Source organism: Pseudomonas sp. DF11 (assembly GCF_058148565.1).
On sequence record NZ_JBYVYN010000008.1, the window covers coordinates 20604 to 43184 of the forward strand.

Genomic DNA, 22581 nt, shown 5'->3' on the forward strand with positions numbered 1-22581 from the left:
ATCAGCGATCCGGCAGGGTGATGTTGAGTTCCAGGATCGAGCAACTGCCCTGGCTTTCCAGCGCCACATGCACGTCATCGCTGCCGATGTTGACGTACTTGCGGATCACTTCCACCAGTTCTTTCTGCAAGGCTGGCAGGTAGTCAGGGGTGCTGCGTTGGCCGCGCTCGTGCGCCACGATGATCTGTAGACGCTCTTTCGCGACCGAGGCGGTACTGGGCTTTTTGTTGGCACGAAAGAAGTCAAAAAGGTTCATTACCTACCTCCAAACAGGCGCTCGAAGAAACCTTTCTTCGTTACATCGAGGAAACGATGCTCCACGGTCTTGCCCAGCAGGCGATCGACGGCATCGCTGTACGCCTGGCCGGCATCGCTCTGGTCGTCGAGAATCACCGGTACGCCGGAGTTGGAGGCCTTGAGTACCGCTTGGGATTCCGGAATGACACCCAGCAGGGTGACGGCGAGGATTTCCTTGACGTCTTCGACGCCCAGCATTTCGCCATCGCTGACCCGTTGCGGGTTGTAGCGGGTCAACAGCAAGTGTTCCTTGATCGGCTCTTCGCCCTTCTCGGCGCGCCGGGATTTGCTCGCCAGCAGGCCCAGCATGCGGTCGGAGTCACGGACCGACGAGACTTCCGGGTTGGTCACGACAATCGCTTCGTCGGCGAAGTACATGGCCAGGTGGGCACCTTTCTCGATACCGGCCGGGGAGTCGCAGACCACGAACTCGAAGTCTTCCTTGAGCTGCATCAGCACCTTTTCCACGCCTTCCTGGGTCAGCGCGTCTTTGTCGCGGGTCTGACTGGCGGCCAGCACGTAGAGGTTCTCAAGGCGCTTGTCCTTGATCAGGGCTTGTTGCAGGTTCGCTTCGCCGTTGACCACGTTGACGAAGTCATAGACTACGCGACGCTCGCAACCCATGATCAGGTCCAGGTTACGCAGGCCGACGTCGAAGTCGACGATGACTGTCTTGTGGCCGCGCAGAGCGAGGCCGGTACCGATAGCGGCGCTGGTGGTGGTCTTACCCACACCACCCTTGCCGGATGTAACCACGAGAATCTTGGCCAAGGTGTTTCACCCCTAAGGAAAAAGGACTTTGTCAGCCCCTGAAAAACATCTCTGGAAAACTGCTGCAATTGGACAGGCTTGGCTGGAATCGGATGTCGGGTAAGGGTCTACCTCCGGTAAACACTGCCTGATCCTTTTTCCTACGTCGTTTAAGCCGTTTTCGCTCGTTTTAGAGATGCTTGGAAAATGCGGCAGTATCCGTTAAAGCCGAATGATGTTCAACACGTCGCCCGACAGGCTGATCTGCACGCCGGCTCCCCACAACGGGTCGCGACGCAAATCCTCGGAAACCTTGTACTGCCCGGCGATGGAAACCAGCTCAGCGCTCAATTGCTGACAGAAGATCCTGGCTTTGGTATCCCCCTTGACGCCGGCCAGCGCACGACCGCGCATCGGGCCGTATACATGGATGTTGCCATCGGCCAGAAGTTCCGCCCCCGGACTGACCGAGGACACCACGACCAGATCGCCACCCTGGGCATAAATCTGCTGCCCACCGCGCACTGGCGAGGTGATGACACGCGTTGGCTTGATGGTGGGCTCCGGTGGTTTTTCCGGGGTTTTCTTCGCTTCGACCGGGTTCAGATCCAGGACACGCTCCCGGGCGCCGGAAGGCGGCAGCACCGGAATGTCCACGGCGATGGCGGCGGCGATGTCTTCGATGCGGCTGGCACGGATCGCCAGGGTACGCAGGCCGTGCTGGCGGCAAACGCGCATCAGGCCCGGCAGGTCCACCGAGCCTTCGCCAGCCGGCAACTTGTCCAGGGCCAGCACCAGCGGGGCGTTGCTGAAGAAGTTCGGGGCCTGGGCGACTTTCGCCGCCAGTTGCCGGTCAAGGCTTTCCAGGTCGTTGCGGGCCAGCTCCAGCACCGTAATGGCGAGCATGCTGCCCTTCAGCTGGAACACGGGATCTTGGTCTAGCGGTTCGGTTTGGCTCATGGTCGGCGTACAACGGCTTGTCACTAAAAGTGCCGAGACTTATAACGAGATCGTCCGCCAGCCGCAACCCGGGTCGAACAATGTAGAATGCGCGGCCCATGTCCTAATGGAAGCTGTAATGGATCGCCCGCGTTTTCGAGCTGCATTTTTTCATCCTCGTTTCTGGCTGCTGTGGTGCGGCCTGGGGCTGTTGTGGTTGATCGTTCAGTTGCCTTATCCGTTGCTGCTGCGCATCGGTCGTGCGCTGGGCGCGCTGATGTACCGGGTGGCCGGCGACCGACGGCGCATCGCCCGGCGTAATCTGGAACTGTGTTTCCCGGAAAAATCCGCTGCCGAGCGCAAGCGCCTGCTCAAGGAAAACTTTGCCTCCACCGGCATCGCCTTTTTCGAGATGGCCATGAGCTGGTGGTGGTCGCGTTCGCGCCTGGCGAAACTGGCCCATGTCGAAGGGCTGGAGCACCTCAAGCAGGCCCAGCGCGAGGGCACGGGGGTGATCCTGATGGCGCTGCATTTCACCACGCTGGAAATCGGCGCGGCCTTGCTCGGCCAACAGCACACCATCGATGGCATGTACCGCGAGCACAAGAACCCACTGTTCGACTACATCCAGCGCCGGGGCCGCGAGCGGCACAACCTCGATTCCCTGGCGGTGGAGCGTGACGATGTGCGCGGCATGCTCAAGCTGCTGCGCGCCGGTCGGGCGATCTGGTATGCGCCGGACCAGGATTACGGCGCCAAGCAAAGCGTGTTCGTGCCGCTGTTCGGCATCCAGGCCGCGACGGTCACCGCCACCAGCAAGTTCGCCCGCCTGGGCAAGGCGTTGGTGGTGCCCTTCGTTCAGGAACGCCTGGCCGATGGCAGCGGCTATCGTCTGGTGATCCAGGCACCGCTGGACAATTTCCCGGGCGAGACCGAGGAAGCCGATTGCATCCGCATCAATCAATGGGTGGAGCGCTCGGTGAGTGATTGCCCCGAGCAATACCTCTGGGCCCACCGGCGCTTCAAGAGCCGTCCGCCGGGCGAGCCGAAGCTGTACGACAAGCGCGGTTGACCCGGCAGTCCGGCATTTTTTGCAGCACCTTGAGCACGGAGCATTGCGATGACCCCAGCTGAACCGGTTACAGGTTTGATTCTTTCCGGCGGTGGGGCTCGGGCGGCATATCAAGTGGGCGTGTTGGCGGCGATTGCCGAGTTGTTGCCAGACGGTGCGGACAACCCGTTCCCGGTGATCGTCGGCACCTCGGCCGGGGCGATCAACGCGGTCAGCCTGGCGAGCGGGGCGATGGACTTCAAGAGCGCCATCGAGCGGCTGACGGCGTTCTGGCAAGCGGTGCGCAGCCACCAGGTCATGCGCAGCGATTGGCGCGGCGTGATCGCCCAGGCGACGCGTTTCATCACCCACAGCCTGCTGGGCCTGGGGGCCAAGTTGCCGGTGGCGCTGATCGACAGTTCGCCGCTGCGCGAACTGCTCCAGGCTCAATTCCACGCCTCAGGCATCGAGCAGGCCATCGTCGAACGGCAACTGCGGGCGGTGGCGGTGACGGCGTTCGGTTATGAATCCGGCCAGGCCGTCACTTTCTACCAGGGGCGCGGGACCATCGATGCCTGGCTGCGCCACCGACGTATCGGTGTACCGACGCAGTTGTCGGTGGAGCACCTGCTGGCCAGCTCGGCGATCCCTTTGTTGTTCGCGCCGGTCAGGATCGGCCCGCAATACTTTGGTGATGGCGCCGTGCGGCAATCGGCGCCCATCAGCCCGGCCTTGCACCTGGGAGCCAATCGCGTGCTGGTGATCGGCGTCAGTGGCAACCCTCGTGGTGCCGGCGGGCAGGATCCCACGGAGCGTAGCTACACCGGCCTGCAACCGACCCTGGCGCAGATCGGTGGCCATATGCTCAACAGCACGTTCATCGACAGCCTGGAAAGCGACATCGAGTTGCTCGAGCGCCTGAACGGGTTCAGTCACCTGCTGCCCGATGATGTACCGGCCCACGCCCTCGGCGCGGCACCGGTGGACGTGCTGGTGATTTCACCCAGCCAGCCGATCGACGAAATCGCCGCTCGCCATCGCCAGGAGCTGCCCCGCGCGTTGCGGTTGTTCCTGCGCGGGCCGGGCGCGACCAAGACCAGCGGCGCGGGAGTACTGAGTTACCTGTTGTTCGAGGCGGGGTATTGCAGCGAGCTGATCGAGCTGGGGCGTCAGGATGCGTTGGCGCAGCGTGAGGAACTGACCCGGTTCTTGGGGTTGTCCTGAGGGCGATGCAAGCAGGTCCGCTCCCACAGGGGGCTTGCGGTGGACGCCGAAACTGAGCCCAACACACAAACAATGTGGGAGCGAGCCTGCTCGCGATGGCGGCGGTACATTCAAAATCAATGCAAGCCGACCCACCGCAATCGCGAGCAGGCTCGCTCCCACAGGGTATTGCTACGGATGTAAATCCTGGGGTCAGAAGTGATACTTCAGCAAGAAGCTGGTGTTGCTCTGGTTGGTCTTGAAACCATCGCTGTCTTCGATCCCGTACTTGTTCTTCCAATAGTCATACTCCACCCCCACATACAACTGCTTGGCGCCCAGGTTCAGCGCCTTACCCAGGTCATACTTGATCTGCGGGTTGATGTGCAGGTTGGCGTGGTAGGTGCCTTTGGAATTGCTGTCATTGTCCACCACCCAGTCGATGAAGCCGTCGATCAGAATGTCCGATGAACCCACCGGGATGGTGTAGGCCCAGACCGGGGTGATCTGCCAGACGTTGTCGCCGGCGCGTGGGCCTTCGGTCTGGCGGTTGTAGAAGTTCAGCTGGAAGTAGTCGAAGCCGGGAATCGCCAGGTCGAAGCCCGGGCCGATCAGGTAGGACTCGTTGTCGCCCTCGCCGAACTCGTAAGTCATGGCCAGCAGCACATCCTTGATCGGGCCCAGTTCCAGCTTCTGGTCGAAGATCTTGCCGAACGACAGGCGCGGGCTGAACTCACCGTAGTAGGTGTTCGGGCCGGACTGGCTGTCATCCTGGCCGTTGTAGAAGATCCGATCGAGGAAGAAGAAGTTGTCCCCGTACTTCCAGGCGTCGGCGTGTTCGAAGGTCACGGTTTGCTGGATACGCGGGTTGACCTGGAAATCCTTGCCGTACAGGTAGGTCAGGCTGTTGTTCTGCCACTGGAACAGGTCGTCGGCCATCGCCTGGCCTGCGACCAGCATGGATCCTGCGAGTATCAGGCTGGTACACGTGTGGTTCATTCGGTTGCTCCCAAAGGTAAGTGATACCGCTTTTTTTTTCAGGTCAGCGCTCTGGTGTGGCGCCTTTTTTTCTACGGATAAAAACATCCGTTCGGTCAGCTTTTCGCTTGTGGCAGATGCTGATAGCAAGAGCTGAGCCAAGGCCAGAAAGGGCCCGTCCAGCTGTTGTTGGAACAGTCGTAAAAGGGGTTTCAGGGGCGCGTTTTGGTCTGCCGGCACCGGATAAGTTGGCGGGGCGGTCAGGATCGGATGGTTTTTTGTTGTCGGCCAGCTTCGAACGGCCGCGCAGGATACGGGCTTGCGTTGACGGGCTCAAGTGCCCTGCAACGGCGCATGCACGGCGAATTTGGGGCGTGATGGCGGGGCTTGATCATCGGGTGCTTCGCTCTTGTTTTTATTGTCGGGGCGCAGGCCGTCGCTGACGGGCGACCGGTGGTGAGCCGGTGCCTGTCAGCGGCATTACGGGTGACGGTGTTGGACGGCGTGACTCAGTTGGTCCGCGCGCCCTGGTTGATCCACGCGCCGATCAGATCGCGTTCCTGCTGGGTCATCTGGGTGATGTTGCCCAGCGGCATGATCTGGCTGGTCACGGCCTGGGCCTGGATGCGCGCGGCTTGTTGCTGGATCTGCTGCGGGGTATCGAACATCACCCCGCCCGGCGCGGCGCTGAACAACGGGCTGGTGGGCTTGGCCGAGTGGCAGACCGAGCAGCGTTCCTGGATCACGCTGTGGACCTTCTCGAACGAAGGGCCCTGGGCGTTGGCGGCCTGAGTGGGCACCGCTGCCGGTGCGGCGGGTGCCGTCGCCGGTTTGGCGCCACCCCCCACTGCTGTTTCCGGCAATGGCTGGTACTCGATCACGCCGGGTGCCTTGGCCACTTCCGGGGCGCTGGGCATGGGCTTGGGCCCGGTGACGTAGGCCAGGCAGATCATCGCCAGGGCACCGACCGGCAGCGTCCAGGCAAACCGGTTGCTGTCATGGCGGGTGTTGAAGTAGTGACGCACCAACACCGCCGCCACGGCAATCCCGGCCAGGATCAGCCAGTTGTACTGGCTGCCGTAGGTGCTCGGGAAGTGGTTGCTGATCATGATGAACAGCACCGGCAAGGTGAAGTAGTTGTTGTGGCGCGAACGCAACAAGCCCTTGGCCGGCAGTGCCGGATCGGGCGTGCGGTTCTCGGCGATGGCGGCCACCAGTGCACGCTGGGCTGGCATGATGATGCGGAACACGTTGCCGACCATGATCGTGCCGATGACCGCACCCACGTGCAGGTAGGCACCGCGGCCACTGAACACTTTGCTGAACCCATAGGCCGCGGCGATCAACAGCACGAACAGGATCAGGCCGAGCAGGGCAGGGCGCTTGCCCAGGGCCGAGTCGCAGAGAAAGGAATAGACGAACCAGCCGACGAACAATGAGCCGAGGCCAAGGGCGACCCCTTCGGGGCCGCTCAGGCCGCTGCCGGGTGCCAGCAGGTAGACGGTTGGGTTCCAGTAGAACACCACGCACAGCAACGCGATGCCCGACATCCAGGTGAAGTAGGCTTCCCACTTGAACCAGTGCAGGTTGTCCGGCATGGACGGTGGCGCGAGTTTGTATTTTTCCAGGTGGTAGATACCGCCGCCGTGGATGGCCCACAGGTCGCCGGCCAGGCCGCTCCTGGGGTTGACGCGATTGAGGTTGTTTTCCAGCCAGACGAAGTAGAACGACGCGCCGATCCAGGCCACGCCAGTGATCATATGAACCCAGCGTACGCTCAGGTTCAGCCATTCCAGCATATGTGCTTCCACAGTCTTTACCTCTCGCCCGTCACGCTTGTATTCGCGTGATCGGACCTTCTCTTATTGGTGGGGGGCGAGGATCAAACACTCATCCTCTTTGAAGAAATGCTCATCGCAGTTATTGCCTGTGCCACTGCGATCAACCACCAGGAAGTCATCCCGCTTTTCGATCGTCAGCACCGGGTGGTGCCAGACGCCGCGATGGTAATTAATGCCCTGCCTGCCGTTGGTGACGAAGGCGCGGACCAAGCCTGATACAGGTGCATCGCCAAGTGGCGCGACCACGATCAGAAAGGGGTTGCCGAGCAGCGGAATGAAGGCCTGGCTGCCCAGCGGATGGCGCTCCAGCATGCGCACGGTCAGCGGCATGTCCAGCGCGTCGGCGCGGAAGATGCTGATGATCGCCTTGTCGTCCGGCGTGGCGGTTTCCACCGTCGCCAGGCGATGGAAACGCATGGTCGAACCGTTGTTGATCATGAAGTGATCGCTGCCGTCGGTTTCGATCACGTCACCGAACGGGGCGAAGGCTTCTTTGGTCAACGGTTCGATCTTGAGTGTGCGCATGCTGGTCTTCTTATCCAAAATTTTGTGTTGTTTGTTCGATTGCTATCGCGAGCAGGCTCGCTCCCACATTTGACCGCGTACTCCTGTGGGAGCGAGCCCGCTCGCGATTGGCCTCACTGCTTATTTTGAGACCTTGCCGAGCACCCGCAGGCGACTCACCCCGCCATCGGGGAACACGTTCAGGCGGATGTGGGTGATCGGCCCCAGGGCCTTGATCTGTTCGGCGAAGGTGTGTTCGGCGTGCATCTCCAGTTTCTGGCTGGGCAGCAGTTCGCGCCAGAACAGCGACTGGGTTTCGATCTGGCTGTCGGTGCCGCCCTTGACGAAGGCGCCCTGGATCGAGCAACTGTCGGGGTAGTTGCCCTTGAAGTGCAGGGTGTCGACGATGACTTTCTCGACCTCGCCGGCATGGCCCAGGGCGACGATTACCCAGTCATTGCCCGGGGTGCGACGACGGGCGGTTTCCCAGCCGTCGCCCATGTTCACGCCACGACCCGGGTTGAGGATGTTGCTCATGCGGCCGAAGTGCTCGTCGGAGCAGGCCAGGGCGCGACCACCGTTAAGGGCTGCTGCGAGGTCGATCTGCTCGTTGTCGCCCACCGCCGACCAGTCGCGGTACGGAATGCCATAGACCCGCAACCGGGCCACGCCGCCATCGGGGTAGATGTTGAAGCGCAGGTGGCTGAAGGCCTGGTCGTTGCTGATTTCGTGGTAGTGGTGGCTGTTGCCTTGCAGCTCGACGGCCGACAGCACTTCAGTCCACTGGGTGTTTTCGTCCGGTTCGCCCTCGGTCAGGAAGCAGGCTTCCAGGGAGGCCGACGGCGGGTAGTTGCCGGTGAAGAATGAGGTGTCGATGTCCACGCCTTTGATCGAACCCGCCACGCCGAGGCGGATCACCGCGCTGTCGTAGCCTTCGAAGCGCTTGCGACGCGACTCCCAGCCGTCCATCCATTTGCCGTTGTCATCGAACACGCCCTCCTTCCATACGGCCGGGGTCGGTTGGAACAAACGGTTGGCGTCGGCGAACCAGTCATCGGTGACCGAGATGATCTTGGTGCCGAGGCGGGCGTCGGCCAGGTTGACGAACTTCTCGAAAGGTACGGCGTAAGCTTTCATTCTTCTTGTCTGCCTTTAATAAGTTGGCTGGGGATGCTTGCAGGGGCCTGGGGCTCAGGGCTGCTCGCTAAAGGGTCAGTAGTCGGAACAACGCGATCTTGTTGATCTCTGCCAGCGCGCATTTGAATTCGGTGTCTACCGAGTGATGAATGCGCGTTTCGAACGCCGCGAGGATCTGATGCCGGTTGCTGCCTTTTACCGCCATGATGAAGGGAAACTTGAACTTGGCCTTATAGGCCTCGTTCAGCTCGGTGAAGCGTTGGAACTCATCGCTCGAGCATTGGTGGATACCGGCGCCGGCCTGTTCGTGGGTGCTGGCTTCGGTCAGTTGGCCCTGGACGGCGGCTTTGCCAGCCAGGTCCGGGTGAGCATTGATCAGCGCCAGTTGGCTGGCGTGATCGGCGCTCAACAGGATGTCGCTCATACGCTGGTGCAGGGTTTCGATCTGGTCAATGGACGAGTCCTGGCCCAGGTCGAAGGCCTTTTCGGCCACCCATGGCGAATGTTCGTAGATATCGGCGAAGGCTTTGACGAACGCTTCGCGGCTCAAGGTGGACGGCTTGAGGGTCTGGAAGGCGGTCATTTCGGAGCTCCTGGTTTCGAAGCTCCCGGATACGGATGAGTCTGCTGCCAGTGGCGGGCGATGTCGACGCGGCGACTGAACCAGACCAGCTCATGGCTCTTGGCGTATTCGAGGAAACGCTTGAGGGAGGCAAGGCGTGCGGGGCGGCCGATCAGGCGGCAGTGCAGGCCGATGGAGAGCATCTTCGGCGCCTCGGCGCCTTCGGCATACAGCACGTCGAAGGCGTCCTTGAGGTATTGGAAGAAGTCGTCGCCCTTGTTGAAACCCTGCACCTGGGTGAAACGCATGTCGTTGGTGTCCAGGGTGTACGGAATCACCAGGTGCGGCTTGCCGTTGGGGGTGTTCGGTTCCCAGTAGGGCAGGTCGTCGTCGTAGGTGTCGCTGTCATAGAGAAAACCGCCTTCCTCCATCACCAGCCGACGGGTGTTGGGGCCGGTGCGACCGGTGTACCAACCCAGCGGACGCTCGCCAGTGATTTCGGTGAGGATGCGGATCGCTTCGAGCATGTGCTCGCGCTCCTGGGCCTCATCCATGTATTGGTAGTCGATCCAGCGATAGCCGTGGCTGCAGATTTCGTGACCGGCGGCGACCATGGCGCGAATCACGTCCGGATGGCGCTGGGCGGCCATGGCCACGGCGAAAATGGTCAGCGGAATGTCGAATTCCTTGAACAGTTTGAGGATCCGCCAGACCCCGGCACGGCTGCCATACTCGTACAGCGATTCCATGCTCATGTTGCGCTCGCCCTGCAGCGGTTGCGCTGCGACCATCTCCGACAGGAACGCTTCGGACTCCTTGTCGCCATGCAGGATATTGCGCTCGCCACCTTCCTCGTAATTGAGCACGAAGGACAAAGCGATGCGGGCATTGCCCGGCCACTGGGGATGGGGAGGGTTACTGCCGTAACCGATCAGGTCGCGTGGGTAGTCAGCGCTCACTGCAGTTTTCCTTCTTGTTCGAACCATGTGGGTGGCGCCCCTGGCGATGGGTCACAGGCTAGCGTCACGACGATGGAATGATTGTATACAACTTTATGTGCGGTTTGTAAGCCCGATTTCTTGCATTTTTCACCACTGACCTTGGTTCGTCTACACTGCAAGAAACCTGCCCAGTTGGTCAATTAATCAGTGGAAGGATTGCGTGTCTGTTGGTTTGGCCTCAGATTGGCCATGCAGGCATCGTTCGGATGCCTGTGGGAAAAATGTGCGGTTTTTATTGTGTACAATTTTCTTTTAAAGTGTCTTAATTCGCTCATCGCCGTGGCGTTTCGTGCTCCGAAACGGTGCGGCCTGTCTTTCAACTGATTCAGGAGGCGTCGTGTCGGGCTGCATCGCAGCGAGGCGCGCACAAGCAATGGGACGTTTGACTACTCACGTTTTGGATGCCGCACATGGCTGCCCGGGCAGCTCGATCAAGGTCGAGTTGTACCGTGTGGAAGGTTCGCAACTGCAACTGGTCACCAGCGCGCTGACCAACAGCGACGGCCGTTGCGATGCGCCGCTGTTGCAAGGGGATGACTACCGTTCTGGGGTCTATCAGATTCAATTCCATGCCGGCGATTACTACCGCGCGCGTGGCGTCCAGCTCTCCGAGCCGACGTTCCTGGATGTGGTGGTGCTGCGCTTTGGCATTTCGGCCGAGCAGGAGCATTACCACGTGCCCCTGCTGATTTCGCCTTACGCCTATTCCACCTATCGAGGCAGTTGAGCCCCCAAGCAACTGCCTGGTCCTGGAAGCGACTGCGCATAGAGCTTCTTTGGTTTTCGCCCGCTCACACTGCGGGCTTTTTTTTGAGCGGCGTCCTCATAGCCGGGAATTGTCGTCCCGGATGATGAAGATCGTGTCTGCAATGCCTGGGCGGATTTCAGTGCCGCCTTTGAGCCAGATGATTTTGTCGGCGTTTTGGGCGTCCTTGACCACTTTCGCCGCGTCATCGCCGACCTGGGTTTCCAGGCGGGTACCGGCGGTAGTGGGATCCATGTACATGGGCAGGGAAATCTTCGGGATCCGGGTGCGGTGCAGGCTCATGAAAAATACATAATCATGCTCTGTTCGTCGAAATACCAATGCTGGAAAACTGTTGAAAGAGTTGGGCTCCATGACCGTGTAACCGTTTCGGGTCAGAAGGGCGGCCATGAAGCGTTTGAAATCCACAGGCGAGTACGTCGTCATGAAATAAAGCCACTGTCGCTGGAACCGCAAGGGATCGAAATCCAGCCGATCCAATGTCCCGGTCGAAGAAGGGACGGGCAGGGCTATCGAGCGGGCAGCGCCTCTGGAGGCCGAAGAGGTCGGGAGAATCGGCAGCATCAATAGCGGGTCGGACCAGTGCGGGTGCAACGAATGGGTTGCGTTTTCCCAACTGCTGAAAATCTGCCTGAGTGCAGTCAAGCCTCCTGCGGTGGCGAATGACGAGTTGTTGGCGAGTTCGAATTGTTTTCTTGCGATGTTTTCCAGGGTGGCTGTCGTGACTTCTGGAAAACGATCCCTGATGTAGGCCGTCAGCGGTTTTTTAAAGGGAAGCCTGGCGTCAATTTCCCAATGGTTGTCCGGTGGGACTTGTATGACGCCGCGAGGTTGCTCGTCGGGTGTATGCCTGAGGATGGCGTCCAGCAGGTCAAAATCATAGGTGGGATGAGCGGGGGACTGGATGTAGGTAATTGGGGATTCGCGCGCTTCGGTGCGAGTCACCATCTTGTAGTGGACATTGTCTATGGTGATCAATTCCGACGGCGTGAATTTGGGGTCGACTCCCCAGTTTTTCTGGAATGTCGGGGCGCTTTGCAGCGAGGTTTCGCTTTGCTCGGACGCCGTACGCGGGCGTTTGGGTGCAGCCGCTTGCGATGGCTCATCATCTGCTGGCCAATGGTGCAGGTCGGTATCACTGCCGTGTGGCATCTCCTGGTCCGCAACCCGACGCCACAGGAGGCTGCCCTCCACCTGTTCCAGGCGTGGTCCGGAGGCGACGAGTTCAGTGCTTGAGCGGGCTCGGTAATGTTGTTCGGCATCGCGACCTAGTAGGACCGTCCCGCCCTCTGCAAGCTCGACGTAGGTGCGCGTCCTGAACGTGCGGATTCCGGAGGTTGCGTCTGGCTCCGATAACAGCGGCACTAGCTCGGATGGAAGGTAGTAATTGTCCAGTGATACCCAGATAGGGGCGTCTTGAATGGCTGTCCGCGAGGCAATTTCCGATATCTGAATAGTCGGCGTCTGCGATTCAGGGGCTTCAATTTGTCGTCCGGTTGGCGAGATGGAAGCTTGATCGGCTCCTTCTCCTCTCATCGGATTGTTGAACGTTGTTTCCGGGGTCGTATCGCGACTGGAGTGAGGTGTATCGGGGGACGATTTTGGAATATTGGGTCGGGTATTTCGTCTTGGACTCATTGAAAGTGCCTGTTCTCAAGTTCGAAGAATTCTGATGATTCATGTGGCCATGAAACCAAAGGCCTGCCATGTCGCTTGTGACGGGCAGGCCTTGGACTTGAGGATGTTCATGGAAAACCAACAGGCAGGTGCACTACATATATATGGCACCTGAAAGAAACTTTCGAAGCCATTCGCCAAGGCTACGTATGTTTGGCAGAGGTCTCGCCCAATGAGAGGATCCAGCTCAATCGAGAAAGCCTTATGCCGAAGATCGTGCTCAGCGCCAACATTTGCGCAAATATCACCGAGTTTCCCAATGTGAAGCTTTCCACCAGTTCTACGCACTTTCCCCGCAACAGACGAAGCGTGTCATCACCCATGGGGGGCGTCTGATTGAGGCCTTCGCGAGCCAGATCCTGATAGAACTTGAGGGCGTGGTCGCACAGGTCTGTTTTTCTCAGGTTCGCCGTCTCAATGACTCGGGATCTATCGCTATCAAGGATCCACCTGCGGGTTTTGAGGTTGTAGCTCAAGGTGCCGGGAGACCCATCCTTGATGGCAACGTGCAGAACCTTCAGTTCTTCGGACTTCAGGCTCGACAGTTCGCTGGGCCATGGTGTGTCGGGATCGGCGAGAGGGGCAAAGTAGCGGCCATCGAGCGCTTCTACATAAACCCGCTCAAACAGGCTGTCGACGGCATGCACGACGCCTTGTGCCGTGATGACTCGTATCGGGTCGACAAGGTCTTGAGCCTCATAGGCGGGAAGATGGATGGTGGTTGTGCCGATCCGCAGCACATTGGCGCAAAGTTTTATTTCGACTTGACCCAGGTGCGTGGCATCGAGCTCCCAGGTGGAGGCATGGGGTAACCGCGGATTGGCGCCGGCCAATGCGCCCGGTGTGGACAGGCGTAGCGTCATGTTCGGGCTCAGGTGGACAAGGTAGGTGGCGCCTTCGCCAACCAGGACTTCAATCCCCGTCTGTGCGGTGGGGGCTGTCAGCGTGGCGCAGGTTGCCCAACGGCTCATGTAATAGGGTTTTTTGTCCAGGGGGCGTAGATAGGCGTATTTCTTTTTTGTGGGTGTGAGAGACGGTGCAACTTCTGTCTTCCATTGCACCGGATCTTTGGCGATGAATGTTTCGTCCAGCAACAAGCCATAGTCGGGCGAGGGCTGGACCGGACGGTAGGACGAGCCGTCATTCATGATGAGGATAAACGTATGCTGCAAAGCCAAGGCGGAAAATACCCGCCGCCCGGTGTGCGGGTTTTGCGCGCTATAACGCTCGTCGGAACTTGCCAGGTTCTTCAAGATGATTCGGCGAGGACCAAAGTGTAACGTCAGGCCACATTCACCATATTTTATGGTGTCCCCTTTATCTTCCTGAGTGACATGGGCGTTGTAGTGGGCCTCGATGCCCGTCAGCTCGGAGTTGACGTAATCCAGATGGAGCGTGGTGGAAAACGTGCTTTTTTGCTTGACCCTGAGCGTGGTGAGTTCGTTAAGGCGTGAAACGAAATAGCTTGTGTCCTTGTCGTGGGCAACCTGTTGTTCGATCCGATCATTCAGGATGGCCGGGTTTCGCGGCGTTCCTTGCTGCACCATGACTGTTTCAATGTCGAACGGGGCGCTGTGCTCGATCATCTCGGGCAGATCGGGAACCAAATGGTAGCCATCCTGGGTAATGAACGTCAGCCTGTTGTTTTGCAGGGTTCTTGAATGACCGTTGTCCGTATAGACGTTCCTGATGGTGACTTGGCGAAGTTCCCAGTCACTTGCATCGAAGCAAGAAGTGATGACCAGGTTGGCATCTTCGATCCGCCAGCTTTCAATCAGATCGGCTCTCCAGTCCAGCGCGATGACGCTGTTGTCTGCGCCATCTTCGGTGATCGATACACCGCCTGGTTTATGAGCGATGGCATAGACATCTTCGCCAGGTCCGCCGTCCGCGTTGCGGTTATTTCCATTGAGAATAAAAATCCGGTCATTTCCCGCACCGGCCTCGATCGAATCATTGCCGCGGGATTTGATGATATTCGAGCCGGCCGTGCCCTTGATGAAATTGGCACCGCCCTCGGGGATTTCCACGTTTTCAATGCTTTCAAGGACTGCATGGCGATGACATCTGCTCTGCGTATCACCACTTGCTTGAGTGATGATGGAGACTTGCCCGGCCTCCAGGTCGACCCGATAACCCAGGCGCGGCTCCTGATGGTTGCTGCTACGGCCCGATAAAATGAGTGTGTCGTTGCCCAAGCCACCCACCAGCCGGTTTGCTGGAAGGGCTTGGTTTTTACTGAGGTTTTCTGTCGAGCCCTCGAAGATGAAAACGTCGTCTTTCGTGCCGCCGCTCAGTTCTTTGACGCCGGCCCCGTAGTGAAAGACGTTGGGCTTGTCTTCGACCCCTGCAACAGTGTCGTTGCCACCGCCGATGTACCAATGGATACCTTTATGTTCGGCCGACGTTTCAATGACGGCCCCCGGCGTCCCGACAGTAACGCCTTTGCGCGCATCGATCCGGTCATCGTTGTCCTTGATCCTCGGGCGTACTGCCGTCGCCTGGTACCTTTCACCGGTCCACCAATCCCAGGTGTTGTAGGTCACCGGTTCCAGTTCCACGGTGAAGGTACCGTTTACGATCGCTTCAGTGCTGTCTTTCAGTGGGCCTCTAAGCAAGTTCAGGGCATTGTTCTGCAGTAACTTTGTATGGTCGGCGGTCGCCTTGGCGATGAGGTAGCGATCCTGGATATCCTTATCAGGGTCGATCGTCCAGAAGGCCAGCCAACCCGTGCGGAGACGCTCGTGTACGGTGAGCTCTATATAGTCGTCGATTTCATCGACTTGACGTACTGCGCCCCAGACTTGTGAACCCACCACCAGGATGAGCCCTGCGGCAAGGCCCACGGGACCGGCTGAACTGAACCCTGCGAGCGCGGCGATGCCGACGGTCAGGGTCATGGCGGCGCTGGTGACGCTCAAGGCTGCGCTGACATAGTGATCGGTAGCCTCTTTGCCAGTGGCCTTGGCGGCAGCCTTGAAAGAGTCGACGGCGCAGATGATGTCGAAGGGAAGTGTCAGGACGCTGGCAATCAGGCCGCCTCCACGTGCGAGCCGTGTGGCGAATGTCGTTTTAGCGAAACCTTCGAGGGAGCGATGGCCGGCCCTGATCATTTGAGTGGCTTGTCGGGTCACTGCGGCTTCGACACCGATAGACGCGACCTCGGCAGCCACGCCGGTCCCATTGAAAATGGTCTGGTAGGAATCCTTGTTACGGATGGCGTCTTGCAGGCCGCGCAGGCCGCTATAGATTCCGAAGGCCTGAAGTCCAAGCCCCGTGGGAATGAGGAGATTGCTCCTGGTGCTGCTGACCCAACTGAATGCTCCAGGGGGAAGCCCACGGACATCGAGCTTTTGCGCCGATTTCAGGAGTTTTCCCAGCGTGCTCCGATAGTGGCTGGGGTCAGCCTGTGTATCAGGGGCTTCACTCAGCAATGGGCGTGCGCAGGGGGGACGCTGGCTTGCCATTTCAAATAGCAACGTTGGCAACCGGTAGTCGTTCGCATCGCTGGTCAGTTTCAGACGTGTTTCGATATCGCCTGCGTTGAACTGTAGCGAGTTCACGAAAAAGCGATTGGGATAGCGGAAAAAAGTATTGTCGCCGTTCAGCGGTTGTCCATCGGTCGTTGCGCCTAGCGCATTCAAGGCGCAACGGGTGATTGTCACGGAGCCGATGTGCAGCGGGCCGTAAAGTTTATCCACGACTTCAAGCTGGGCCTGTCGATGCTTGTGCTCCGGACTCAGCTGCGCTCTATCGACGGACCTGAAGTCGAGTGTTTCGACAGAATATTCATTGGCATGAAAACCCAGGTCCGTAATGACCACGGTCCGGTCGTCGGAAACGGAGCCGGGATAAAAAGCCTTGCTCATGGTGAACGTCCTTGTTCAACGATGATGTAAATGGCTCTCTATCTAAGGTGTTTTCCTGGACGGTGTATATCGATGGGTTGTTGCCATGTTTTGCAAAAGCCTGGACTGCCGTTTTGCAGAACGCAGGGCTCAGTGGGTGGACAATAAGGAAGCTGCGCCCGCGCCACCAAACAACCCGGCACTGATCCGGTTGAACCAGCTTTGCCCTTTGCCCGTGCGCAAATACCGGGCAGCGCCGTGGGCGCCGAGGCCGTAGGCCAGCTTGCAGAGCAGGTCGAGTACGGTCCAGGTGGCGATCATGATCAACAGTTGTGGCAGGAATGCTCGCTCGGCGCTCAAGAACTGCGGCAGGAAAGCGGCGAAGAACAGGATGTCCTTTGGGTTACTGGCGCCCAGCACGAACGCCCGGCCAAACAGCGCGCGAAAGCGTGGAACGGCGGCGGCCTGGGGGACTTCGGCGCCTTGTGCGGGTTGGCGCGATTGCTGCCAGCTCTGCCAGGCCAGGTAGAACAGGTACAGCGCACCGACAATCTTCAAGGCACTGAACAGTTGCTCCGATGCCAGCAACAACGCACCGAGCCCCAGCGCCGAAGCGCTCAACAGGCAGATCGACGCGATCACCCCGCCGAGGAACGCCGGGTACGAGCGGCGCAGGCCGTAGTTCAGGCTGTTGCCGATCATCAACAGTGACAACGGGCCGGGGATAAGGATCACCACCAAGGCGGCGCCGCTGAACAACAGCCAGGTTTCCAGATTCATTGCTTTGCTCCTGATGGACAAAAGCCTCACCCAATGGGTGAGGCGGGGGGTTACGGTATCGCTTACAAGAAGATGAACTTGGCGATGAAGATCGCGCAGAGCACCCACAGGCTGACGGAGATTTCCTTGCGTTTGCCAGTGCCGGCCTTGAGCACCACATAGGTGATGAAACCCAGGGCGATGCCGTCGGCGACCGAGAACGTCAGGGGCATCATGATGGCCGTGACGATGGCCGGGATACTGTCGGTCGGTTCATCCCATTCGATGTGGGCCATGCCGCCCATCATCAGCATGGCGACGTAGATCAAGGCCCCGGCGGTGGCGTAGGCCGGGATCATCCCGGCCAGCGGCGCGAAGAACATCGCGGCAATAAATAGCACACCGACCGTCACGGCGGTAAGCCCCGTGCGGCCACCGGCAGCCACGCCAGCGGCGCTTTCCACGTAGCTGGTCACTGGCGGCACGCCAACCATGGCGCCGAATACACTGGAGGCGCTGTCGGCTTTCAAGGCACGGGAGAGGTTCTCGATCCTGCCGTCGGCTTTCACCAGGCCGGCGCGCTGGGCGACGCCCATCAGGGTGCCGGCGGTGTCGAACATGTGCACGAACAGGAAGGCCAGCACCACGCTGATCATGCTGACGTTGAACACGCCAGCGACGTCCATCGCCATCCAGGTCGGTGCCAGGCTCGGCGGTGCAGACATGACGCCGTTGTACTGCACCAACCCCAGGCCCCAACCGGCCAGGGTCACGGCGATGATGCTGATCAGGATCGCGCCGAACACGCGGTGGTAGCTGAGCACGGCGATCATCAAGAAGCACACCGCGGCCAGCAGCGGACCGGGTTCGCGCAACGAGCCGAGCTTGATCAGGGTGGCGGGGCTGTCGACGATGATCCCGGCGGTTTTCAGGCCGATCAGCCCGAGGAACAACCCGACCCCCGCGCCCATGGCGAACCGCAGGCTCACCGGAATGCTATTGAGCAACCACTCCCGCACCCGGGACAAGGTCAGGATCATGAACAGCACGCCGGAAATAAACACCGCACCCAATGCGGTCTCCCAGTTGTAACCCATGGTGCCAACTACGGTGTAGGTGAAGAAGGCGTTCAGGCCCATGCCCGGCGCCAGGCCCACCGGCCAGTTGGCGTACAGGCCCATCAACAGACAACCCAGGGCGGCGGCGATGCAGGTTGCGACGAATGCCGCGCCGTGATCGATGCCGGCGTCGGCCATGATGTTGGGGTTGACGAAGATGATGTAGGCCATGGTGATGAAGGTTGTCAGGCCGGCAATCAGCTCGGTCTTCACCGTGGTGCCGTGCAAGCTGAGTTTGAAGAGGCGTTCCAGCCAGCCACTGCGTAGTGGCGGCGAGAGGTCCAGCGTCTGGGCTTCGGGTTTGCGGCTTTCCACAGCGAGTACTCCTCAAGAGTCTTATTGTTATTTCCAGCACCGCACACGCCCTGGGGGTGGTTGCGATGCGCTGAGGCAGGTAAGGCTGGCGAAGTATGTTGACCTGTTGGTCAGGAACTCGCACGAAGCGAATTATGCTTTTGTATACAAATAAAGCAAATAATGTTTTCTGTATTGTCGACGAAATGTCTGGCGATAGGGATATATCGACCTTGAGGGCGCTATCGCGAGCAAGCTTTGCTCCCAGAGAGGGATGCGGTGCCCAATGAGTTCGATTGTGGGAGCAAGGCTTGCCCGCGATAGCAATAGCCCTGGCGCCACAAATCTTGCGGAAACTCAGTCAACAGGCACAGGACTCTTCCCCAGAGCCAGGTTCACCGCCAACCACCCATTCACCGCTTCCTCCCCAGCCTCGGCAAACACCCGCTCCAGCAATTTCACCTGCTCACGCCGCAACGCCTGTTCGAACCGCTCACCCTCGGTGGTCAGTTCCAACAGCCGCTTACGCTTGTCGGTCTCGGACGCGACGCTGTTCACCAGATGCATTTCCATCAACTGGCGCAACGGCATGTTCAGCGCCTGCTTGCTCACCCCGAGCAGGGCCAGCAACTCCTTTACGCTCAACGAGGGATAGCGGGCGATGAAAAAAACGATGCGTTGATGCACCCGGCTCAACCCTCGGCGTTCGAGCATCTCATCGGCCTTGGCGGTAAACGCCTGGTAGCCGAAAAAGAACGCCTCCATGGCCATTTGTTGGGCGGTCGGTTTTTTAAGGTCAAGCATGTTGACGTATCCAGAGAGGTCGGAGTAATTTCGGTCAACAAGTTTGACTCATTTTTCCAGTGACCCGCTACAGGTGATCCCATGGCTTTTTCCGAACGTGTCTCGCGCCTCAAAAGTTCTTTGATTCGAGAAATCCTCGCTGCGGCGCAGCGCCCGGAAGTGATGTCGTTCGCTGGCGGCCTGCCGGCCGAGGCCATGCTGCCGAAAGTCGAATGGGCGGCCATGCCATTGTCCATGGGCCAGTACGGCATGAGTGAAGGCGAGCCAGCCTTGCGCGAAGCCTTGGCGGCCCAGGCGCGCTCCCTGGGCCTGGCCTGCGAGGCGAGCCAGGTGCTGGTGGTCAGTGGCTCCCAGCAAACCCTCGACCTGGCGGCCAAGCTGCACATCGACGTGGGCACCGAAGTGATGCTCGAAGCGCCGACTTATCTGGCGGCGTTGCAGATTTTCCAGCTGTTCGGCGCCGACTGCATCACCGTACCCCTGGAAGCCGACGGCCCAGACCTGAAGCAATTGCGGGCTCGCCTGGAGCGGCACCGGCCAGCGTTCATCTACCTGATTCCGACCTTCCAGAACCCCTCGGCGGTGCGCTACAGCGAGGCCAAGCGCGACGCGGTGGCGGCCTTGCTGGATGAGTTCGGCGTAACCCTGATCGAGGACGAGCCCTACCGCGAATTGACCTTCGACGGCGGCAGCGCCACGCCGATTGCCAGTCGCTTGAAGAAGGCCAGTTGGATCTACACCGGCACCGTATCGAAAACCCTGTTGCCAGGGCTGCGGGTGGGCTATTTGATCGCCAGCCCGGATCTGTTCCCGCACCTGCTGCGGCTCAAACAGTCGGCGGACCTGCACACCAATCGCATCGGCCAATGGCAGGCGCTGCAGTGGATCGGCACCGAGCAGTACCGCCACCACTTGAGTGAGCTGCGGGATTTCTACCGCGACCGTCGCGATCGCTTCCAGGCCACGTTGCTCAAGCATTTTGCTGATATCGCGGATTGGAACGTGCCCCAGGGTGGGCTGTTTTTCTGGCTGACCCTCAAGCAACCGCTGGACACCCGCACCTTGCTCGCCGCCGCGCTGGCTGCTGACGTTGCGTTCATGCCGGGGGAGCCGTTCTTTCCAGAGCCGGACAAGCATCCGGGGCACTTGCGCTTGAATTTCAGCCACATCGACCCGGCGCGGTTGGATGAGGGGCTCAAGCGATTGGCGGGGGTAGTGCGGGAGGCTTTGGCTGCAGAAGCAGCTTGAGTCATGCAGTGACTGGTCTGGCCTAATCGCGAGCAGGCTCGCTCCCACAGGGGGCAGGGTCGATCACAAAACCTCAGTTACCCACAGTTCCATTGTGGGAGCGAGCCTGCTCGCGATGGGGCCCTCCCAGCCACCACAAAATTGTCAGGCAGCAGAAAACCGCTTATCCAGATAATCAATGATCACCTTGGACTCATACATCCAGGAGGTCTGGCCATTCTCTTCAATCCGCAGGCAAGGCACTTTGATCTTGCCGCCTTGTTCCAGCAGCGTCTGACGGTCCTGTTCGTTGTTTTTTGCGTCGCGCAGGGCCACCGGCACGTTGAGACGGCGCAGGGTCCGGCGGGTCTTCACGCAAAACGGGCAGGCATGGAACTGATACAGCGTCAGGCTGCGAGCAGCCTCGTTGACGTGCGCCTGGGCTTCGGCCGGACGCTGTTTCTTGCTGGGGCGGGTGATGAAGTCGATGAAGATGATGAGCTGGCCCAGGCCAACTCGAAGCGCTTTGACAATCACGGTATTAAGCCTCGCGGCAGGGAAGAAGAGGGCGCGCAGCTTACCTGATTTTTCCCAGGCGAAAAAAAACCGGCGATGCATGCCGGTTTTTTAAACATCACGGATTACTTGATGAGGCTGAGGAATTCGCTGCGGGTCGCGGCGTTTTCCCGGAACTCGCCGAGCATCACCGAAGTGATCATCGAGGAATTCTGCTTTTCCACACCGCGCATCATCATGCACATGTGCTTGGCCTCGATCACCACCGCCACACCCAGGGCGCCGGTCACTTGCTGGACCGCATCGGCGATCTGGCGGCTGAGGTTTTCCTGGATCTGCAGGCGCCGGGCATACATATCGACGATGCGCGCGACTTTCGACAGCCCCAGCACCTTGCCGCTCGGGATATAGGCCACATGGGCCTTGCCGATGAAAGGCAACAGATGATGCTCGCACAGCGAGTACAACTCGATGTCCTTGACCAGCACCATCTCGCTGTTGTCGGAGCTGAACAAGGCACCGTTGGTGACTTCTTCCAGGGTCTGTTCATAACCGCGGCAGAGGTACTGCATGGCCTTGGCAGCGCGCTTGGGCGTGTCGAGCAGGCCCTCGCGGGAAACGTCCTCGCCGAGTTGGCCGAGGATCGCGGTGTAATTCTGTTCCAGAGACATGAAACTACCTGTGGGATTTTACGCAAAGGGCAAGGGTACGGTGGCGGACACGGCGCTGCAAGCTCGGCAATCGGGGGCTACTCGTCGCGGCCTTCCATCATGGTGCGCTTGAGCATCACGTAGACCGCCCCGGCACCGCCGTGTTTCGCCTGGCAGGAGGTGAAACCCAGCACTTGCGGGTGCTGGCGCAGCCAGGTGTTGACGTGGCTCTTGATCATCGGTCGCTTGCCGTCCAGGCGCACGGCTTTGCCGTGGGTGACGCGCACGCAGCGGATTTCGAATCTGGTGGCTTCGGCCAGGAATGCCCAAAGGGTTTCCCGGGCCTTCTCGACGCTCATGCCGTGCAGGTCGAGGCTGCCTTCGAAGGGGATCTGGCCGACCTTCAGCTTGCGCATCTGGCTTTCCTGGACGCCGTCGCGCGCCCACATCAACTCGTCTTCCGGGCCGACATCGATCACGAACTGATCGGACAAACCGTCCACGGTCGTGGCGTCGGTGCGTACGGTGGCGGCCTGGCGCAGCTTGGCGATTTGTGCGCGATCAGCCTTGGGCTTGCCGGTCTCGGCACGGTCGTGCTTGATCGGTTTTACGCCCTGGATCGCACTTTTGAACAGGGAAAAGTCGTCGTCTTGCATGTC

At 59.7% G+C, this 22581-nt stretch carries 21 protein-coding genes; 4 read left to right on the top strand and 17 right to left on the bottom strand.

Going from position 1 to position 22581, the window contains the following annotated elements; genetic code table 11:
* Position 1 precedes the first annotated feature (1 nt).
* The 3 genes from minE to minC all read right to left on the bottom strand — a co-directional run bounded on the left by minE (position 2) and on the right by minC (position 2007).
* Entirely contained in the window at positions 2-256 is a 255-nt protein-coding gene (minE, locus tag AC30D9_RS21775) for a cell division topological specificity factor MinE (protein ID WP_003179111.1), read from the bottom strand.
* Positions 256-1068: a septum site-determining protein MinD gene (gene minD / locus AC30D9_RS21780; RefSeq protein ID WP_003179114.1), complete on the bottom strand. Its 813-nt coding sequence runs from the start codon at positions 1066-1068 to the stop codon at positions 256-258. The genes minE and minD overlap by 1 nt, the downstream gene beginning before the upstream one ends.
* A 201-nt stretch (positions 1069-1269) precedes the next feature.
* A complete protein-coding gene (minC, locus tag AC30D9_RS21785) occupies positions 1270-2007 on the bottom strand; it encodes a septum site-determining protein MinC (protein WP_307574097.1) in 738 nt (245 codons plus the stop codon).
* A 118-nt stretch (positions 2008-2125) separates the two neighbouring features.
* On the opposite strand from minC, the gene AC30D9_RS21790 reads away from it, so the two are divergent.
* Positions 2126-3058 carry a lipid A biosynthesis lauroyl acyltransferase gene (locus tag AC30D9_RS21790; protein ID WP_134925361.1) on the top strand — a complete coding sequence of 311 codons (933 nt, stop codon included), beginning with the start codon at positions 2126-2128 and terminating at the stop codon, positions 3056-3058.
* Positions 3059-3106: 48 nt separating this feature from the next.
* A complete protein-coding gene (locus tag AC30D9_RS21795) occupies positions 3107-4261 on the top strand; it encodes a patatin-like phospholipase family protein (RefSeq protein WP_307574092.1) in 1155 nt (384 codons plus the stop codon).
* Between the two features lie 192 nt (positions 4262-4453).
* Here AC30D9_RS21795 and AC30D9_RS21800 read toward each other — a convergent pair whose 3' ends face one another.
* The 6 genes from AC30D9_RS21800 to puuE form a co-directional block, all read right to left on the bottom strand.
* On the bottom strand, positions 4454-5239 hold the full coding sequence (locus AC30D9_RS21800) for an outer membrane protein OmpK (RefSeq protein ID WP_134925359.1): 786 nt from the start codon (positions 5237-5239) through the stop codon (positions 4454-4456).
* A 488-nt stretch (positions 5240-5727) separates the two neighbouring features.
* A complete protein-coding gene (locus AC30D9_RS21805) occupies positions 5728-7029 on the bottom strand; it encodes a urate hydroxylase PuuD (protein ID WP_307574090.1) in 1302 nt (433 codons plus the stop codon).
* A gap of 51 nt (positions 7030-7080) precedes the next feature.
* Entirely contained in the window at positions 7081-7584 is a 504-nt protein-coding gene (locus AC30D9_RS21810) for an ureidoglycolate lyase (protein WP_039594514.1), read from the bottom strand.
* 120 nt (positions 7585-7704) lie between these two features.
* On the bottom strand, positions 7705-8700 hold the full coding sequence (gene alc, locus AC30D9_RS21815; RefSeq protein WP_003204527.1) for an allantoicase: 996 nt from the start codon (positions 8698-8700) through the stop codon (positions 7705-7707).
* Between the two features lie 67 nt (positions 8701-8767).
* Positions 8768-9283, bottom strand: a complete 516-nt coding sequence (gene uraD / locus AC30D9_RS21820; protein ID WP_134925356.1) for a 2-oxo-4-hydroxy-4-carboxy-5-ureidoimidazoline decarboxylase — start codon at positions 9281-9283, stop codon at positions 8768-8770.
* Positions 9280-10221, bottom strand: a complete 942-nt coding sequence (puuE, locus tag AC30D9_RS21825; protein WP_490144824.1) for an allantoinase PuuE — start codon at positions 10219-10221, stop codon at positions 9280-9282. The genes uraD and puuE overlap by 4 nt, the downstream gene beginning before the upstream one ends.
* Positions 10222-10636: 415 nt before the next feature.
* Between puuE and uraH the strand changes: the two genes are divergently transcribed.
* Positions 10637-10990, top strand: a complete 354-nt coding sequence (uraH, locus tag AC30D9_RS21830; protein ID WP_490144825.1) for a hydroxyisourate hydrolase — start codon at positions 10637-10639, stop codon at positions 10988-10990.
* Positions 10991-11086: 96 nt separating this feature from the next.
* Here the strand turns inward: uraH and AC30D9_RS21835 are convergent, their stop codons facing one another.
* The 5 genes from AC30D9_RS21835 to AC30D9_RS21855 form a co-directional block, all read right to left on the bottom strand.
* A complete protein-coding gene (locus tag AC30D9_RS21835; RefSeq protein ID WP_490144826.1) occupies positions 11087-12667 on the bottom strand; it encodes a hypothetical protein in 1581 nt (526 codons plus the stop codon).
* 182 nt (positions 12668-12849) lie between these two features.
* A complete protein-coding gene (locus AC30D9_RS21840) occupies positions 12850-16575 on the bottom strand; it encodes a calcium-binding protein (RefSeq protein WP_490144827.1) in 3726 nt (1241 codons plus the stop codon).
* A gap of 129 nt (positions 16576-16704) precedes the next feature.
* Positions 16705-17334: a LysE family translocator gene (locus tag AC30D9_RS21845; protein WP_134925352.1), complete on the bottom strand. Its 630-nt coding sequence runs from the start codon at positions 17332-17334 to the stop codon at positions 16705-16707.
* A 62-nt stretch (positions 17335-17396) separates the two neighbouring features.
* Complete coding sequence (locus AC30D9_RS21850) at positions 17397-18746, bottom strand: NCS2 family permease (RefSeq protein WP_490144828.1); 1350 nt, start codon at positions 18744-18746, stop codon at positions 17397-17399.
* A gap of 336 nt (positions 18747-19082) precedes the next feature.
* The gene (locus AC30D9_RS21855) at positions 19083-19529 is read right to left on the bottom strand and encodes a MarR family winged helix-turn-helix transcriptional regulator (protein ID WP_490144829.1); all 447 of its coding nucleotides are present in this window, start codon (positions 19527-19529) and stop codon (positions 19083-19085) included.
* Positions 19530-19610: 81 nt separating this feature from the next.
* On the opposite strand from AC30D9_RS21855, the gene AC30D9_RS21860 reads away from it, so the two are divergent.
* Complete coding sequence (locus AC30D9_RS21860) at positions 19611-20777, top strand: aminotransferase-like domain-containing protein (protein WP_307574076.1); 1167 nt, start codon at positions 19611-19613, stop codon at positions 20775-20777.
* A gap of 144 nt (positions 20778-20921) precedes the next feature.
* Here AC30D9_RS21860 and AC30D9_RS21865 read toward each other — a convergent pair whose 3' ends face one another.
* The 3 genes from AC30D9_RS21865 to AC30D9_RS21875 all read right to left on the bottom strand — a co-directional run bounded on the left by AC30D9_RS21865 (position 20922) and on the right by AC30D9_RS21875 (position 22578).
* Positions 20922-21293: a glutathione S-transferase N-terminal domain-containing protein gene (locus AC30D9_RS21865; protein ID WP_307574238.1), complete on the bottom strand. Its 372-nt coding sequence runs from the start codon at positions 21291-21293 to the stop codon at positions 20922-20924.
* A 104-nt stretch (positions 21294-21397) separates the two neighbouring features.
* Complete coding sequence (gene folE / locus AC30D9_RS21870) at positions 21398-21943, bottom strand: GTP cyclohydrolase I FolE (protein ID WP_003204506.1); 546 nt, start codon at positions 21941-21943, stop codon at positions 21398-21400.
* Between the two features lie 77 nt (positions 21944-22020).
* Positions 22021-22578, bottom strand: a complete 558-nt coding sequence (locus tag AC30D9_RS21875; RefSeq protein WP_053146321.1) for a Smr/MutS family protein — start codon at positions 22576-22578, stop codon at positions 22021-22023.
* Positions 22579-22581 lie beyond the last annotated feature (3 nt).

Bases quoted from the DNA above. Each gene is read 5' to 3' on its own strand.
- AC30D9_RS21810 (WP_039594514.1), bottom strand. From the start codon at position 7,584: ATGCGCACACTCAAGATCGAACCGTTGACCAAAGAAGCCTTCGCCCCG.
- AC30D9_RS21845 (WP_134925352.1), bottom strand. From the start codon at position 17,334: ATGAATCTGGAAACCTGGCTGTTGTTCAGCGGCGCCGCCTTGGTGGTG.
- AC30D9_RS21855 (WP_490144829.1), bottom strand. From the start codon at position 19,529: ATGCTTGACCTTAAAAAACCGACCGCCCAACAAATGGCCATGGAGGCG.
- AC30D9_RS21800 (WP_134925359.1), bottom strand. From the start codon at position 5,239: ATGAACCACACGTGTACCAGCCTGATACTCGCAGGATCCATGCTGGTC.
- alc (WP_003204527.1), bottom strand. From the start codon at position 8,700: ATGAAAGCTTACGCCGTACCTTTCGAGAAGTTCGTCAACCTGGCCGAC.
- AC30D9_RS21860 (WP_307574076.1), top strand. From the start codon at position 19,611: ATGGCTTTTTCCGAACGTGTCTCGCGCCTCAAAAGTTCTTTGATTCGA.
- AC30D9_RS21875 (WP_053146321.1), bottom strand. From the start codon at position 22,578: ATGCAAGACGACGACTTTTCCCTGTTCAAAAGTGCGATCCAGGGCGTA.
- AC30D9_RS21790 (WP_134925361.1), top strand. From the start codon at position 2,126: ATGGATCGCCCGCGTTTTCGAGCTGCATTTTTTCATCCTCGTTTCTGG.
- AC30D9_RS21795 (WP_307574092.1), top strand. From the start codon at position 3,107: ATGACCCCAGCTGAACCGGTTACAGGTTTGATTCTTTCCGGCGGTGGG.
- folE (WP_003204506.1), bottom strand. From the start codon at position 21,943: ATGTCTCTGGAACAGAATTACACCGCGATCCTCGGCCAACTCGGCGAG.
- uraH (WP_490144825.1), top strand. From the start codon at position 10,637: ATGGGACGTTTGACTACTCACGTTTTGGATGCCGCACATGGCTGCCCG.
- AC30D9_RS21840 (WP_490144827.1), bottom strand. From the start codon at position 16,575: ATGAGCAAGGCTTTTTATCCCGGCTCCGTTTCCGACGACCGGACCGTG.
- AC30D9_RS21835 (WP_490144826.1), bottom strand. From the start codon at position 12,667: ATGAGTCCAAGACGAAATACCCGACCCAATATTCCAAAATCGTCCCCC.
- minC (WP_307574097.1), bottom strand. From the start codon at position 2,007: ATGAGCCAAACCGAACCGCTAGACCAAGATCCCGTGTTCCAGCTGAAG.
- minE (WP_003179111.1), bottom strand. From the start codon at position 256: ATGAACCTTTTTGACTTCTTTCGTGCCAACAAAAAGCCCAGTACCGCC.
- uraD (WP_134925356.1), bottom strand. From the start codon at position 9,283: ATGACCGCCTTCCAGACCCTCAAGCCGTCCACCTTGAGCCGCGAAGCG.